At 63.2% G+C, this 13,585-nt stretch carries 17 protein-coding genes and 2 tRNA genes; 18 read left to right on the top strand and 1 reads right to left on the bottom strand.

Translation table 11 applies throughout. The features are described from left to right. Positions 1 to 100: 100 nt before the first annotated feature. From NKH31_RS00450 to NKH31_RS00380, 16 genes are all read left to right on the top strand, one after another. A tRNA-Ser gene (locus NKH31_RS00450) sits at positions 101 to 184 on the top strand. A gap of 74 nt (positions 185 to 258) precedes the next feature. After that, entirely contained in the window at positions 259 to 771 is a 513-nt protein-coding gene (locus NKH31_RS00445; protein WP_254863165.1) for a 30S ribosomal protein S13, read from the top strand. Next, complete coding sequence (locus NKH31_RS00440; protein WP_254863164.1) at positions 771 to 1,292, top strand: 30S ribosomal protein S4; 522 nt, start codon at positions 771 to 773, stop codon at positions 1,290 to 1,292. The genes NKH31_RS00445 and NKH31_RS00440 overlap by 1 nt, the downstream gene beginning before the upstream one ends. Positions 1,293 to 1,295: 3 nt before the next feature. Continuing rightward, positions 1,296 to 1,685, top strand: a complete 390-nt coding sequence (locus NKH31_RS00435) for a 30S ribosomal protein S11 (protein WP_254863163.1) — start codon at positions 1,296 to 1,298, stop codon at positions 1,683 to 1,685. A 3-nt stretch (positions 1,686 to 1,688) separates the two neighbouring features. Beyond that, the gene (locus NKH31_RS00430) at positions 1,689 to 2,441 is read left to right on the top strand and encodes a DNA-directed RNA polymerase subunit D (protein ID WP_254863162.1); all 753 of its coding nucleotides are present in this window, start codon (positions 1,689 to 1,691) and stop codon (positions 2,439 to 2,441) included. A gap of 127 nt (positions 2,442 to 2,568) precedes the next feature. After that, positions 2,569 to 2,653 (top strand) — tRNA-Leu (locus tag NKH31_RS00425). Positions 2,654 to 2,710: 57 nt separating this feature from the next. Beyond that, the gene (locus NKH31_RS00420) at positions 2,711 to 3,064 is read left to right on the top strand and encodes a 50S ribosomal protein L18e (protein ID WP_254863161.1); all 354 of its coding nucleotides are present in this window, start codon (positions 2,711 to 2,713) and stop codon (positions 3,062 to 3,064) included. Next, complete coding sequence (locus tag NKH31_RS00415; protein ID WP_254863160.1) at positions 3,061 to 3,510, top strand: 50S ribosomal protein L13; 450 nt, start codon at positions 3,061 to 3,063, stop codon at positions 3,508 to 3,510. Before NKH31_RS00420 ends, NKH31_RS00415 begins: the two co-directional genes overlap by 4 nt. Then, a complete protein-coding gene (locus NKH31_RS00410; RefSeq protein WP_254863159.1) occupies positions 3,504 to 3,902 on the top strand; it encodes a 30S ribosomal protein S9 in 399 nt (132 codons plus the stop codon). The genes NKH31_RS00415 and NKH31_RS00410 overlap by 7 nt, the downstream gene beginning before the upstream one ends. A gap of 12 nt (positions 3,903 to 3,914) precedes the next feature. Beyond that, a complete protein-coding gene (locus NKH31_RS00405; protein ID WP_254863158.1) occupies positions 3,915 to 4,109 on the top strand; it encodes a DNA-directed RNA polymerase subunit N in 195 nt (64 codons plus the stop codon). 2 nt (positions 4,110 to 4,111) lie between these two features. Further along, on the top strand, positions 4,112 to 4,297 hold the full coding sequence (locus NKH31_RS00400; RefSeq protein WP_254863157.1) for a DNA-directed RNA polymerase subunit K: 186 nt from the start codon (positions 4,112 to 4,114) through the stop codon (positions 4,295 to 4,297). Continuing rightward, positions 4,294 to 5,499 carry a phosphopyruvate hydratase gene (eno, locus tag NKH31_RS00395; RefSeq protein ID WP_254863156.1) on the top strand — a complete coding sequence of 402 codons (1,206 nt, stop codon included), beginning with the start codon at positions 4,294 to 4,296 and terminating at the stop codon, positions 5,497 to 5,499. The genes NKH31_RS00400 and eno overlap by 4 nt, the downstream gene beginning before the upstream one ends. Next, complete coding sequence (rpsB, locus tag NKH31_RS00390; RefSeq protein WP_254863155.1) at positions 5,496 to 6,281, top strand: 30S ribosomal protein S2; 786 nt, start codon at positions 5,496 to 5,498, stop codon at positions 6,279 to 6,281. Before eno ends, rpsB begins: the two co-directional genes overlap by 4 nt. A 123-nt stretch (positions 6,282 to 6,404) precedes the next feature. Beyond that, positions 6,405 to 6,533 carry a hypothetical protein gene (locus NKH31_RS17650; protein WP_256547904.1) on the top strand — a complete coding sequence of 43 codons (129 nt, stop codon included), beginning with the start codon at positions 6,405 to 6,407 and terminating at the stop codon, positions 6,531 to 6,533. Between the two features lie 66 nt (positions 6,534 to 6,599). Continuing rightward, a complete protein-coding gene (gene mvk, locus NKH31_RS00385) occupies positions 6,600 to 7,586 on the top strand; it encodes a mevalonate kinase (RefSeq protein ID WP_254863154.1) in 987 nt (328 codons plus the stop codon). Further along, positions 7,583 to 8,329 (top strand): isopentenyl phosphate kinase, encoded by a 747-nt coding sequence (locus tag NKH31_RS00380; RefSeq protein ID WP_254863153.1) that lies wholly within the window; start codon positions 7,583 to 7,585, stop codon positions 8,327 to 8,329. The genes mvk and NKH31_RS00380 overlap by 4 nt, the downstream gene beginning before the upstream one ends. A 6-nt stretch (positions 8,330 to 8,335) precedes the next feature. Here NKH31_RS00380 and NKH31_RS00375 read toward each other — a convergent pair whose 3' ends face one another. Next, positions 8,336 to 10,606, bottom strand: a complete 2,271-nt coding sequence (locus NKH31_RS00375; protein WP_254863152.1) for an amino acid permease — start codon at positions 10,604 to 10,606, stop codon at positions 8,336 to 8,338. Between the two features lie 523 nt (positions 10,607 to 11,129). Between NKH31_RS00375 and NKH31_RS00370 the strand changes: the two genes are divergently transcribed. After that, entirely contained in the window at positions 11,130 to 12,479 is a 1,350-nt protein-coding gene (locus NKH31_RS00370) for a ribonuclease J (RefSeq protein WP_254863151.1), read from the top strand. 1 nt (position 12,480) lies between these two features. After that, positions 12,481 to 13,533 (top strand): geranylfarnesyl diphosphate synthase, encoded by a 1,053-nt coding sequence (idsA3, locus tag NKH31_RS00365; RefSeq protein WP_254863150.1) that lies wholly within the window; start codon positions 12,481 to 12,483, stop codon positions 13,531 to 13,533. Positions 13,534 to 13,585 lie beyond the last annotated feature (52 nt).

The raw sequence follows: 13,585 nt of genomic DNA, 5'->3' as shown, positions 1-13,585 counted from the left end.
GTTTCGTTGCCCTTATGTACCCGACGGGGTGTATTTTCGGGTACGATACGCTGCAGGGGGTTCGGCTCCCGAGTCCACACGGGCGAACATAGACGAACGGGTCGTGGTAGCCAAGCAGGCCCAAGGCGCATGGTTGCTAACCATGTGGCGTCAAGCCTCCGGGGTTCGAATCCCCGCCACGACGTCCGCACCACACAGAACACGCTGTCGGACCGGCGTAGCCGTTTCCGGCAGCGACGACAGACAGACACACGATACATGAGCGAGGAAACACCAGAAGAAACCGAAGCTGACGAAGACATCCAGTACTTCGTTCGGATCGGACAGACCGACCTCGACGGGACGAAATCCGTCGAGCGATCGCTGTCCGAGCTCAAGGGAGTCGGGCGACGAACCGCTCGACTCGTCGCGAACGAAGCCGGCGTCGACCGTACGGCGACGTTCGGTGCACTCGACGAGGAGACGATCGACGAAGTCGTCTCGATCGTCGAGGGACTGGCCGACGACCTCCCCGACTGGCTCACTAACCGGCCGGGAGACTACTACACCGGCGAGACGAGACACGAGATCGGTAACGATCTCGAACTCACCCGTCAACAGGACATCAACCGTATGAAGATGATCAACTCCTACAAGGGTGCTCGCCACAAGCGCGGCCAGAAGGTTCGCGGACAGCGAACGAAGTCGACCGGTCGAACCGAAGGGACGATCGGCGTCAACGTCGAACAGATCCGTGAAGAAGCAGCCGAAGAGGCGGAGGCTGACGAATAATGGCGCTCGGAACCGACACCAAGCACTACGAGACGCCGAACCACCCGTACCAGGGCGAGCGAATCGCCACCGAGCACTCGCTGCTCGATCGGTACGGCCTCTCGAACAAAGAGGAGCTCTGGCGGGCTCAGTCCGAGCTTCGCTCGTACCGACGCGAGTCCCGAGACCTGCTCGCACAGGCGCAGGACGATCCCGTCGTTCAGCGTCGAACGCAGGAGTTTCTCGGCCGACTCAAGCGAGTCGGTGTCCTCGACGAGGAGGGCGGACTCGGCGACGTGCTGGGACTCGAGATCGAAGACGTCCTCGAACGTCGCCTCCAGACCGTCGTCTATCGGAAAGGCCTGGCGAACTCGCCGTTCCAGGCGAGGCAGTTCATCACGCACGGTCACGTCGTCGTCGGCGAACGCCGTCACCGCGTGCCGTCGTACGTCGTCGACGTCGACGAAGAAGATCTCATCGGGTTCGACGAGACGAGTCCGCTGGCGGACGAACTCCACCCAGAACGCGCGGAGGGACAGTAAATCATGAGTCAAGACGACGATAAGTGGGGCGTCGCCCACGTACACGCATCGTTCAACAACACCATCATGACCGTGACCGATCTCACGGGCGCGGAGACGATCGCTAAATCCAGCGGCGGGACGGCGGTCAAGCAGAACCGCGACGAGGCCTCGCCGTACGCCGCGATGCAGATGGCGGAAGCCGTGGCCGAGGAGGTCAAGGCCGCCGGTATCAGCGGACTGCACGTTCGCGTCCGCGGCCCGGGCGGGAACCTGCAGAAATCTCCCGGTCCCGGTGCACAGGCGACCATTCGAGCGCTCGCCCGTTCGGGCATCGAAATCGGTCGAATCGAAGACGTCACGCCGATTCCGCACGACGGATCGCGTGCACCAAAAGGCAAAGGCGGGTTCTAACCGATGACAGCCGACTACGACGTCGAGTTCGTCGACCGCGGTGAACGCGAGGCTCGCTTTCTCGTACGCGGGGTGACTCCCGCGTTCGCCAACGGCATCCGTCGCGCGATGGTCGCCGACGTGCCGACGCTGGCGATCGACACCGTTCGGTTCGTCGAAAACTCTTCGGTGATGTTCGACGAGCAACTGTCGCTTCGTCTGGGGCTCGTTCCCCTGACGACGCCGTCGCCCGAAGAGTTCGGTGACGACGACGTGGTCACGCTCTCGATCGACGTCGAGGGGCCGGGAACGGCGTACTCGGGCGATCTCGTCTCGAGCGAACCCGATCTGGTTCGTCCGGCCGAGGAGAACGTCCCGATTATTCACCTGAAAGACGGACAGCGTCTGGAAGCCGAAGCGGACGCCACCTACGATCGCGGAAAGAATCACGCGAAACACCAGGGCGGTGTCGCGGTCGGCTACCGGCACCTACAGCGAGTGACGGTCGACGGCGACCTTCCGGAGTTCGAGGAACCCGAACGACGGGTCATCCGCGGCGTCATCGAAGACGACGGTGAACTAATCGAGACGAGCGAGTTCGACCACGATCTGAACGAACGCTATCCGGGCAAGTCGGTGACGATCGAAGACGTTCCGAACGCCTTCGTCTTCCACGTGGAGACGGACGGATCGTTCTCCGTCGAAGAACTCGTCGGCCGTGCCGCCGACTCGATCGACGAGCGAGCCGCCGAACTCGAAGAAGCGGTACAGCTATAAGAGAGACACATGACTCGCCACACCACTATTCGGCCGGGACAGACTGACGCCGTGACTTGCGAGGTCGGTCAGATTTCCGCCGGGATCGAAAGCGGTTTGAAGGGGTGGCGGGTAGACAGGAGTGCACGCAGGGATAGCCAAGTCAGGCCAACGGCGCAGCGTTCAGGGCGCTGTCTCGTAGGAGTCCGCAGGTTCAAATCCTGCTCCCTGCATCACTTCTGGCAGATTGCGGTGCGAAATCGAACACGACAGATTACTGGAGGATATCAATGAGTACGAAGACCAATCCGAGGCTCACCAACCTCATCGCCGAGTTGAAGTCCGCGTCTCGTTCGCGTGACGCAGACATCTGGCACGACGTTGCAGACCGCCTCGAAAAGCCCCGATCGAACCACGCGGAGGTGAACCTGGGGCGGATCGAGCGCTACGCTCGCGAAGAAGAGACCGTCATCGTTCCCGGCAAGGTGCTGGGAAGCGGACGACTCAGAAAGAACGTCACCGTGGCGGCCGTCGACGCGTCGTCGTCGGCTGCGACGAAGATAGACCAGGTCGGTGAGTACGTACCGATCGAGCAACTGCTCGAAGAGAACCCCGAGGGATCGAACGTGCGGGTGATCGCATGAGCGTCGCCGAATTCGACGCCGACCTCGTCGTCGACGCACGCGATTGCATTCTCGGGCGCGTCTCGAGTCAGGTAGCCCAGCGCGCCCTCGACGGCGAGCGGATCGCCATCGTCAACGCCGAGGGTGCCGTCATCACCGGGGACAAAGAAGACGTATTCGAGACCTACCGGACGCGGGCTCAGCTCGGGTCCGACCGGGGTCCGAATTATCCCAAGCGACCCGACATGATCCTGAAACGGGCCGTCCGGGGCATGCTTCCGTACAAGACGCAACGTGGTCGCGACGCGTTCGAGGGCGTCCGCGTCTACGTCGGCAATCCCTACGACGGGGATGACGACCGGGAGCCGGAAGTCCTCGACGGGACGTCGCTGGATCGATTGTCGAACATCCGCTTCGTCCACCTGGGCGAAGTGTCCGAACAACTAGGTGCTAACGTCACATGGTAACGAATACGAGCGGAAAGAAGAAGACAGCCGTCGCCCGCGCGACCGTACGCGATGGCGAGGGCCGGGTCCGAATCAACGCACAGCCGGTCGAACTGATCGAACCGGAGATGTCGCGGCTGAAGATGCTCGAACCGTTCCGGATCGCCGGCGACGAGCTGCGCGACGGAATCGACATCGACGTTCGCGTCGAGGGTGGCGGTATCAGCGGACAGGCCGACGCCGTCCGGACGGCCATCGCACGAGGAATCGTTCAGCACACGAACGACGCGGAACTGCGCGATGCGTACATGTCGTTCGATCGATCGCTGCTGGTGAACGACGTTCGCCAGTCCGAACCCAAAAAGTGGGGCGGCCCCGGTGCGCGGGCTCGCTACCAGAAATCGTACCGCTAAGGTGATACAAGTATGATGGTTCCAGTCCGGTGTTTCACGTGCGGCTCGGTCGTCGCCGAACACTGGGAGGAGTTCGAAGAACGCGCTCGCGACGGTGACGAGGACCCAGCTGTCGTCTTAGACGAGCTGGGCGTCGACCGCTACTGCTGTCGGCGGATGCTGGTCTCGCACACCGACCTCGTCGACGTCGTCTCACCGTATCAGTAATCATGCAACAGGAACGATACAATCGGTACGAGAAGGCTCGAATCCTGGGTGCACGGGCACTTCAGGTATCGTACGGAGCGCCGGTGTTGATCGAGACCGACCGGACCCAGCCGATCCTCATCGCGGCCGAGGAGTTCGACGCCGGGGTCTTGCCGTTTACGATCAACCGAGGGTCCAGACAGACATGACGCTGATCACCGACGTCCGGCTCCGCGAGATCCTCGATTCGCGCGGTAACCCCACGGTCGAGGCTGACGTCCTCACCGAGAGCGGAGGTTTCGGCCGGGCGGCGGCGCCGTCGGGTGCGAGTACCGGCGAGTACGAAGCGATCGAACGGCCGGCGGGTGACGCCATCGCGGCGGCCAGAGAGCGTGCGGTTCCGCGGCTCGTCGGCGAGGTCTTCGCCGGTAACCAGCGCGACGTCGACGCGGCGTTGCGGGCGGCGGATGGGACCGAGAACTTCTCCGAGATCGGCGCCAACAGCGCCGTCGCCATTTCGATGGCCGCGGCGAAAGCCGGCGCCGACGTCCTCGGCGCGCCGCTCTTTCAGCACCTGGGCGGAACGTTTCGCGGGGCGTCGTTCCCGACGCCGCTCGGAAACGTCGTCGGCGGCGGCGAACACGCCGCCGACGCGACGGACATCCAGGAGTTTCTCGCCGCACCGGTTGGCGCACCGAGCGTCGCCGATGCGATCTTCGCCAACGCGGCCGTTCACGCGGCGGTTGCCGACATCCTCGACGAGCGGGACGTTGCGGCGGCGAAGGGTGACGAGGGCGCGTGGGCGCCGTCGATCACCGACGCCGAGGCCTTCGACGTCGTCGACGAGGCCGTAAGCCGGGTCGAAGACGAAGTCGGGTTCGAGATCGGATTCGGTCTCGACGTCGCGGCATCCGAACTCTACGACGCGGACGCCGACGAGTACGTCTACCGCGAGACGACCCGATCGACCGACGAGCAGGTCGACTACGTGGTGGATCTCGTCGACGAGCACGAACTCGTCTACGTTGAAGATCCACTCGACGAGAACGACTTCGACGGCTACGCCGAACTGACCGACAGGGTCGGCGACCGGACGCTCGTCTGCGGAGACGACCTGTTCGTCACTAACGTCGATCGCCTTCGCGATGGGATCGACCGCGGTGCGGCGAACAGTATCCTGATCAAGCCGAACCAGATCGGAACGCTCACCGATGCGTTCGACGCGATCGAACTCGCGACCGCAAACGGATACGAGTCGGTCGTTTCACACCGGTCGGGCGAGACCGAAGATACGACGATCGCACACCTCGCCGTGGCGACGGCTGTACCGTTTATCAAGACGGGCGCCGTCGGGGGCGAGCGAACCGCCAAGCTCAACGAGCTGATTCGAATCGAAGACGACGCGATATGACAGAAAACGACACGCCACAGGAAGGACTCGACGCCGCCGAGGCGGAGATCGACGAGGAGCCGGCCGAGGGGGCTGGCCCAGCGGCCGATCCCGCAACGGACGTCGAGCCCGTAGACGAACAATCCGCCGAGGCTGACGCCGAGGCTGAACCAGCCGACGATGCCGGACCGACCCTCGACGACGACGTCATGAGCGACGAGGAAGCCGATCTGCTCATTCCCGTCGAGGATTACCTCGGCGCCGGTGTTCACATCGGGACCCAGCAGAAGACCGCCGATATGGACCGGTTCATCCACCGTGTTCGTACGGACGGGCTGTACGTCCTGGACGTCTCGAAGACCGACGGTCGAATCAGAACGGCCGCGAACTTCCTCGCGAACTACGCGCCCGAACAGATTCTCGTCACCTCGAGCCGTCAGTACGGGCGGTTCCCGGCCGAGAAGTTCGCCGAAGCGGTCGGCGCGCGCGCTCGAACCGGTCGATTCATCCCGGGAACGCTGACCAACCCGAAGTACGATGGCTACATCGAGCCCGACGTCGTGGTCGTCACCGACCCGATCGGCGACGCACAGGCCGTCAAGGAAGCGATCACGGTCGGCATTCCGGTCATCGCGATGTGTGACTCGAACAACCAGACTGGGAACGTCGACCTCGTCGTCCCGACGAACAACAAGGGGCGAAAGGCGCTTTCGGTCGTCTACTGGCTCCTCGCGAACGAGGTGCTCGACCGCCGCGGTGCCGAGCCGACCTACGCGCTCGACGACTTCGAGAGTCTCGTTTGAACTGACCGTTTTCGCTGCTCGTGTTCTGTACTCGCGTGATCGTTACCACCATCGGATGAGTCGGTCGAACTCGAGCGGATCGGACAGGGAAACAGTTACGTACGGCCCATCCAACGATGGGATATGGGAGATCTCCTGTTTACGTTCGACGAAGAATACATTCCGCGCGTTGTCGTCCTCGCGACCGCAATCCTGATCGGAATCTTCGCCGTGGGGCTGGTGTACCGACTGCTCGCACTCGCCGTCCTCTAAGATCGGTTCGCGCGATTTCCGGCCGAGACGACAGCGCTTAAGCCCGGACGGGCGAATCGTCCGAACATGACTCGTTCGAGTGCACCTGGGAAGATTTACCTTTTCGGCGAGCACGCGGTGGTTTACGGCGAACCGGCCGTCCCCTGCGCGATCGAGCGTCGGGCGCGGGTGGACGTCGAGCGCCGTGAGGACTCGAAGTTACGCGTCCGCGCCGAGGATCTGAGTCTCGACGGATTCACCGTCGAGTATGGCGGCGGGACCGACGGCAGACCGGACATCGACGTCCCGAACGAACTGGTTGAGGCCGCGATGGGGTACGTCGACGGTGCGATCGAGCAGGTTCGTGAGGTGACGGGCGAATCCGAGGCGGGTTTCGACGTGACGATCGAGAGCGATATACCGCTCGGGGCCGGCCTCGGATCCTCTGCGGCCGTCGTCGTGGCGGCGATCGACGCGGCGACGCGCGAGCTGGGCGTTACCCTCTCGACGGACGAACTCGCCGAGCGAGCGTACCAGACGGAACTCGACGTACAGGAGGGCCAGGCCTCTCGCGCCGATACGTTCTGTTCGGCGACTGGCGGCGCGGTTCGCGTCGAAGGTTCGGACTGTCAGTCGATCACGGCACCCGACCTCCCGCTCGTCATCGGGTTCGACGGCGGCGCCGGAGACACGGGCGCGCTCGTCGCCGGCGTTCGATCGCTCCGATCTGAGTACGACTTCGCCGCCGAGACCGTTTCGTCGATCGGCGACATCGTGAGGCGAGGGGAGACCGCACTCGAAAACGCGGATGTAGAGGAACTGGGACGGTTGATGAATTTTACACACGGATTGCTCTCGGCGCTCGGCGTCTCGTCGCGATCGCTCGACAGCATGGTGTGGGCCGCCAGGGAGGCCGGCGCCCACGGAGCGAAGTTGACCGGCGCCGGTGGCGGCGGGTGTATCGTCGCGCTCGATCCGACGCCCGAAACGGAAACGGCTCTCCGGTACCTCCCTGGATGTGAGGAGGTTTTCCGCGCGGAGATGGCCGAAGAGGGGGTGCGTCGGCTCGAATGACGGTCGTCGTCAAACTCGGCGGGAGCGTGATCACGCGAAAGTCGGAGCCGGAGACGGTAGACGAGGCGGCGCTCGACCGGGCGTCGGACGCCATCGCCGAAGCCCTCGATTCGTCGGCGGTGGGTCGGTTGATCGTGGTCCACGGTGGTGGCAGCTTCGGCCACCATCACGCGAACGAGTTCGGAGTGAGCACGACGGAGGGCCGTCACGACGTCGAGGCGGTCGCCGCGATACACGGTGCGATGTGTGCGTTGAACGAATCTGTCGTCCGTTGGCTTCGAGCGAGAGGGGTACCTGCGGTTCCGGTTCACCCGTTCTCGCTCGCTCACCGGGATCGGACCGGAGCCCTCTCGCTTCCGAGCGGATCCGTGTCGACCCTGCTCTGCGAGGGGTTCGTTCCCGTCGTTCACGGCGATCTGGTCGCCCACGAATCGGCAGGCGTGACCGTGTTGAGTGGTGACGAACTGGTCGTCGAACTGGCCGACGCCGTCGGCGCAGAGCGGGTCGGACTCTGTTCGTCGGTCCCTGGCGTGCTGGACGAATCGGACGCCGTCATCGAACGCATCGACTCGTTCGAAGCCGTCGCGAACGTCGTCGGTGGGAGCGACGCGACCGACGTCAGCGGTGGAATGGCGGGAAAGGTTCGGACCTTACTCGACCTCGAGCGTCCGGCGACGATTTTCGATCTCGACGGGCTCGAATCGTTTTTGCGGGGCGAATCCGTCGGAACGACGGTGGACTGACGCCGTTCAGTCGAATAGCAGGCGGTCGAGAATCGGACGAAGGAACGATCCGCGTCGCGTCTGCTTCGAGTGTACGAGCAAGGAGGGCTGTTCTAACGCCGCGGCGAGGCGATCGGAGCGCTGTTCGACGAGCAGGTCCGGAATCCGGTGGTGGGTGACGGTGCTCAGCATCACGAGGTCGGACTCGGCGAGCGCGTCTGAGAGCCCGGCGATGGGGTCGTCCGTCCGGACGATCGTACTCTCGACCGGGACGGTACAGAGGTCGTCCAGCTCGGCGTGGTACGCTTCGACCGTCTCGACCAGATCGTCGGGCGCTGACTCGTCGACCGCGAACAGGAACCTGAGTTTGGCGTCGAGTCCTCGGGCCACCGCGTCGGCGAGTTCGACTTTGAGCGGGTCGTTGAACGGACTTCGATCGGTGACGACGGCGATCTCGTCGATCGGTTCCGGCCGTTCGTTCTGGACGAAGACGACGTCGCACGGGGCGTGTTCCATGATCCAGTCGGTGTCGCGCCCCAGGAGCGTTTCGAGCCGGCTCGTCACCTCCTGGCGAGCGAGAATCAGGTCGGCCTCGGTTCGTTCGGCAAAGTTGACGACGGCGTGTGGGGTGTCGTGGCTGACGATCTCCCCGACCTCGACGGGGACGTCGAGATCGCGGACGAGTTCGTCCGTCCGTTGCTCGAACGCGACGTCGGCTTCGGTGGTTTCGGCCGCCGCAGCGTCGAGCGGTATCTGGTCGGGGACTTCGTCGAAGCGAACGACCCGTATGCGTCCGCCGCGGCTCCTGACGATGGGCGAGGCGAGTCGCAGTAAGGCGTCTTCGCTCTCCCGGTTGACGTCGCGTCGGATCGCGATCAGCACCTCGTAGGTGTCTCGGTCGAGTTCGGCCTCCGTGTCACGGACGAACCGTTTTCCGGCTTCGCGCCTGGCCAGCCCGACCGCGGCCCCCTCGCGGTCGACGTTCTCCTTCGCGTAGACGTAGTACCACGCGAAGCCGAAGATGGTGAGCCCGACGGCTCCCGCTATCGGCAGGAAGTCCATGTGGGTCATGATGTATATCCCAGAGGCGATACCGAACAGCTGGACCCACGGATAGCCCGGTGTGAAAAAGTCGGGATCGTACCACTCCAGGTCCCGTTCGCGAAAGGCGATCAGCGCCCCGCAGACGAGGATGTAGACGAGAATCTGGAACGCGCCGGCGGCTTTCGCGATCTCGTCGACCGGCATCGTCGCGATCACGAGGACCATCACGGCGCCGGTCGTCACGATGGCGACGGTCGGGGTGTTAAACCGCGGGTGAATGTACTCGAACCGGTCGAGAAAGAGGTCGTCTCGGCTGAGCGCGAGCGGGTATCGGGACGCGGTGAGGATGCCCGCGTTCGCCGTGCTTAACAGCGCGAGCATGGCCGCGAAAACGATCGCGAGGACGAAGAGAAAGTCGTTAAAGAGGACGTCGGTCGCGAGCGCCATGGGTTCTTCCGATCCCATCAACTGGTCGCCCTCGATGACGCCGACGAGGACGAACACGAGCAGGGCGTAGAGAAAGCTCGTCACGATGAGCGAGGTCAACAGCCCGAGCGGGAGGTTCCGTCCGGGGTTTTCGATCTCTTCGGCGACGGCGGCGACCTTGGTCACCCCGGCGTAGGAGACGAGGACCATCGCGGTTGCACCCATGAGTCCGCCCCACCCTTCTTCGAAGAATGGCTCGTAACTCGTGCTCTCGACCTGAACGATCGACGCGACGACGAAGGCGGCGAGGATGACGAGCATGACGATCACCATCACGAGCTGGAGGCCGCCGGTCTGTTTGACGCCGATTAAATTGACGGCGATCAGAACGATTGCGAGCGTGATGGCGAGCGCTCGCAGCCCGGGTATCGAAAGCGACGCCTCGAGCATCGGAAGTCCGAGCGTGTACGTCGGCAGCTGGTAGATGTAGTTGATGTAGAACATACCGCCGTAGAGGGCGAGCGCCCCTTTGAGCATCAACATAAGCCAGGTCCCAAGTCCGGCGATCGTTCCCATCGCCGGTCCCATACCCCGTTCGATGAAGACGTAATCGCCGCCGGCTTCGGGCATCGCCGTGCCGAGTTCGGCGATCGAAACCGCCGCCGGGACGACGAGTATCGCGGCGATAACGAACGCCAGAATTACCGACGGGCCGGTTTCGGCCATGGCCAGTCCCGGCAGGATGAAGATACCGCTGCCGATCATCGCGCCCATGCTGATCGCGACGACGGCGAAAAAACCCAGGTCACGCTCCAGCTCTTTGGTCATTGACAGCGTGTTTTAGACGGAGCGTTAGGTAGTTTGCTATTCTTGATCTGTCCGTCAACAACTGTCTGACGAAACTGTACCGGTACAAATTTTGCCGTGGATAATAGCACGCTCGTAGAATTTTATCCGGCGAAGGAGCTGCCGGGTGTCGAACGGTACTCAGGGTCTGGCGGAGAGTGTAGAACGCTTGTCGAGTTACTGTGGCGAGTGTCGAAGCGTAGATAGGCTCCGATGGGAAGCGATTCGTCCCGGAGCGGGTTCAATACCGTCGATCAACCGCTCTCTGGAGTCTGACTTCGTGTGATGGGTCGTCTCAACCCGCGGAGTTTATACGGGATGGCTGTGTAGGTGAAGGTAGCGAGACCCGCGGGCAAGTGCGTTCTCGTCGACCTGGGCGCTGACCTCGGTCGGCGAACGCATAGCGGGATGGCCGACGCGCGGCAACGTCGAGGCCGTAGGAACCGGGAGTCCGCGGACCGTTACGACGAGAGCCCATCACATCGAGGCTCTCGGTGACAACCCTATGGAAATAGAAATTGCAACGATAGGCGGTTACGAGGAAGTTGGACGGCAGATGACTGCCGTCCGCGCGGGTAACGACGTGGTCATTTTCGACATGGGACTGAACCTCTCGCAGGTTCTGATCCACGACAACGTCGAGACCGAGCGAATGCACAGTCTCGATCTGATCGACATGGGCGCAATTCCCGACGACCGGGTCATGTCCGACCTGGAGGGTGACGTTCAGGCGATCGTCCCGACGCACGGTCACTTAGACCACATCGGCGCGATCTCGAAGCTGGCTCACCGGTACAACGCGCCCGTCGTCGCGACGCCGTTTACGATCGAACTCGTCAAACAGCAGATCGAGGGCGAACAGAAGTTCGGCGTCGAAAACGACCTGATCAAGATGGATCCCGGCGAGTCGATGACGATCGGCGATCACGGGGTCGAACTCGAATTCGTCAACGTCACTCACTCGATCATCGACGCCATCAACCCAGTCCTCCACACGCCGGAAGGGGCGATCGTCTACGGACTCGACAAGCGCATGGATCACTCGCCAGTTATCGGCGACCCGATCGACATGGAGCGCTTTCGCGAAATCGGTCGCGAAGACGAGGGCGTCCTCTGTTACATCGAAGACTGTACTAACGCGAACAAGAAGGGACGAACTCCCTCGGAGAGCGTCGCGCGCGAGCACCTGCGAGACGTCCTCTACAGCATGGAAGACTACGACGGCGGCATCGTCGCGACGACCTTCTCGAGTCACATTTCGCGGGTTACCTCGCTCGTCGAGTTCGCCGAAGACATCGGCCGACAGCCGGTCCTCCTCGGTCGGTCGATGGAGAAGTACTCCGGGACGGCAGAGCGCCTCGATTTCGTCGACTTCCCGTCGGATCTCGGTATGTTCGGCCACCGAAAGTCCGTCGACCGCACGTTCAAACGCATCATGAACGAGGGCAAGGAGAACTTCTTGCCGGTCGTTACGGGCCACCAGGGCGAACCGCGGGCGATGTTGACCCGGATGGCTCGCGGCGAGACGCCGTACGAACTGGACGACGGCGACAAAGTCGTCTTCTCCGCGCGAGTTATCCCGGAGCCGACGAACGAGGGACAGCGCTATCAGGCGGAGAAGCTGCTCGGCATGCAGGGGGCGCGCATCTACGACGACATCCACGTCTCCGGTCACCTGAACCAGGAGGGTCACTACCAGATGCTGGATGCGCTCCAGCCCCAGAACGTTATCCCGGCCCACCAGGACCTGAAAGGCCTGTCGGGCTACGTAAATCTCTGTGAGAACGAGGGGTACAAGATGGGTCGCGACGTTCACGTCTCGCGAAACGGCAACCTGATCAAACTGGTCGAGTGAGATGACGACCCAAGAGGCACGCGAAGAGACGGTGCTCGAAGCGGTTCGCGAGCGACGCGAACTGGTGAACGAGGCGATTCCGGACGAACTGCCGATTCGCAAACCGGAACGGCTCTACGAGGCGTCGCGATACCTGCTCGACGCCGGTGGAAAACGCCTTCGCCCGTCGGTTCTGCTGGTCGTCGCAGAGGCGCTCGCCGACGTCGATCCGCTCTCACAGCCCTACCGTACGTTTCCCGCGCCGGATGGAAGCGGGCCGGTCGACGTCCTCGCGGCGGGCGTCAGCGTCGAGGTGATTCAGTCGTTCACGCTGATCCACGACGACATCATGGACGACGACGACCTCCGACGGGGCGTACCGGCCGTTCACCGGGAGTACGATCTCGAAACGGCGATCCTGGCAGGCGATACGCTCTACTCGAAGGCGTTCGAGATCATGCTCGAGACGGGCGCGACGACCGACCGGACGGTTCGCGCCCTCGACGTCCTCGCGAACACCTGCACGCAGATCTGTGAGGGACAATCGCTCGACGTCCAGTTCGAAGAGCGCGACGCGGTCACGACCGCAGAGTACCTGGAGATGGTAGAGCAGAAGACGGCGGTTCTTTACGCGGCTTCGGCCGCGCTTCCCGCCGTACTACTCGGTGCCGACGACGAGACGATCGACGCCCTCTACGGCTACGGGCTCGACATCGGTCGTGGCTTTCAGATCCACGACGACGTTCTCGATTTGACGGTCCCGAGCGAGACGCTCGGCAAACAGCGAGGCAGCGATCTCGTCGAGAACAAGCAGACGCTGATAACGGTCCACGCCCGCGAACAGGGCGTCGACGTCGACTCGCTCGTCGACACCGACGACGTCGACGCGGTGACGGAAGCGGAGATCGACGCCGCGGTGGCCGAACTGGAAGCGGTCGGGAGTATCGAGTACGCCCGGCAGACAGCCCGTGACCTCGTCTCTCAGGGAACCGAACGGCTCGACGTCCTCCCCGATAACGAGGCTCGCTCGCTCCTCCGCGAGCTGGCGTACTACCTCGTCGAACGGGGCTACTGAGGGCTGTTCTGATCTATCGCTCGCGTTCGGGTCGACCGAGGTCGTCTCGTCG

The sequence above is a fragment of the Halovivax gelatinilyticus genome (assembly GCF_024300625.1).
Lineage (GTDB): Archaea > Halobacteriota > Halobacteria > Halobacteriales > Natrialbaceae > Halovivax > Halovivax gelatinilyticus.
This window is presented reverse-complemented; position numbering and strand designations above follow the sequence as displayed.

Bases quoted from the DNA above. Each gene is read 5' to 3' on its own strand.
- NKH31_RS00445 (WP_254863165.1), top strand. From the start codon at position 259: ATGAGCGAGGAAACACCAGAAGAAACCGAAGCTGACGAAGACATCCAG.
- NKH31_RS00440 (WP_254863164.1), top strand. From the start codon at position 771: ATGGCGCTCGGAACCGACACCAAGCACTACGAGACGCCGAACCACCCG.
- NKH31_RS00435 (WP_254863163.1), top strand. From the start codon at position 1,296: ATGAGTCAAGACGACGATAAGTGGGGCGTCGCCCACGTACACGCATCG.
- NKH31_RS00430 (WP_254863162.1), top strand. From the start codon at position 1,689: ATGACAGCCGACTACGACGTCGAGTTCGTCGACCGCGGTGAACGCGAG.
- NKH31_RS00420 (WP_254863161.1), top strand. From the start codon at position 2,711: ATGAGTACGAAGACCAATCCGAGGCTCACCAACCTCATCGCCGAGTTG.
- NKH31_RS00415 (WP_254863160.1), top strand. From the start codon at position 3,061: ATGAGCGTCGCCGAATTCGACGCCGACCTCGTCGTCGACGCACGCGAT.
- NKH31_RS00410 (WP_254863159.1), top strand. From the start codon at position 3,504: ATGGTAACGAATACGAGCGGAAAGAAGAAGACAGCCGTCGCCCGCGCG.
- NKH31_RS00405 (WP_254863158.1), top strand. From the start codon at position 3,915: ATGATGGTTCCAGTCCGGTGTTTCACGTGCGGCTCGGTCGTCGCCGAA.
- NKH31_RS00400 (WP_254863157.1), top strand. From the start codon at position 4,112: ATGCAACAGGAACGATACAATCGGTACGAGAAGGCTCGAATCCTGGGT.
- eno (WP_254863156.1), top strand. From the start codon at position 4,294: ATGACGCTGATCACCGACGTCCGGCTCCGCGAGATCCTCGATTCGCGC.
- rpsB (WP_254863155.1), top strand. From the start codon at position 5,496: ATGACAGAAAACGACACGCCACAGGAAGGACTCGACGCCGCCGAGGCG.
- NKH31_RS17650 (WP_256547904.1), top strand. From the start codon at position 6,405: ATGGGAGATCTCCTGTTTACGTTCGACGAAGAATACATTCCGCGCGTT.
- mvk (WP_254863154.1), top strand. From the start codon at position 6,600: ATGACTCGTTCGAGTGCACCTGGGAAGATTTACCTTTTCGGCGAGCAC.
- NKH31_RS00380 (WP_254863153.1), top strand. From the start codon at position 7,583: ATGACGGTCGTCGTCAAACTCGGCGGGAGCGTGATCACGCGAAAGTCG.
- NKH31_RS00375 (WP_254863152.1), bottom strand. From the start codon at position 10,606: ATGACCAAAGAGCTGGAGCGTGACCTGGGTTTTTTCGCCGTCGTCGCG.
- NKH31_RS00370 (WP_254863151.1), top strand. From the start codon at position 11,130: ATGGAAATAGAAATTGCAACGATAGGCGGTTACGAGGAAGTTGGACGG.
- idsA3 (WP_254863150.1), top strand. From the start codon at position 12,481: ATGACGACCCAAGAGGCACGCGAAGAGACGGTGCTCGAAGCGGTTCGC.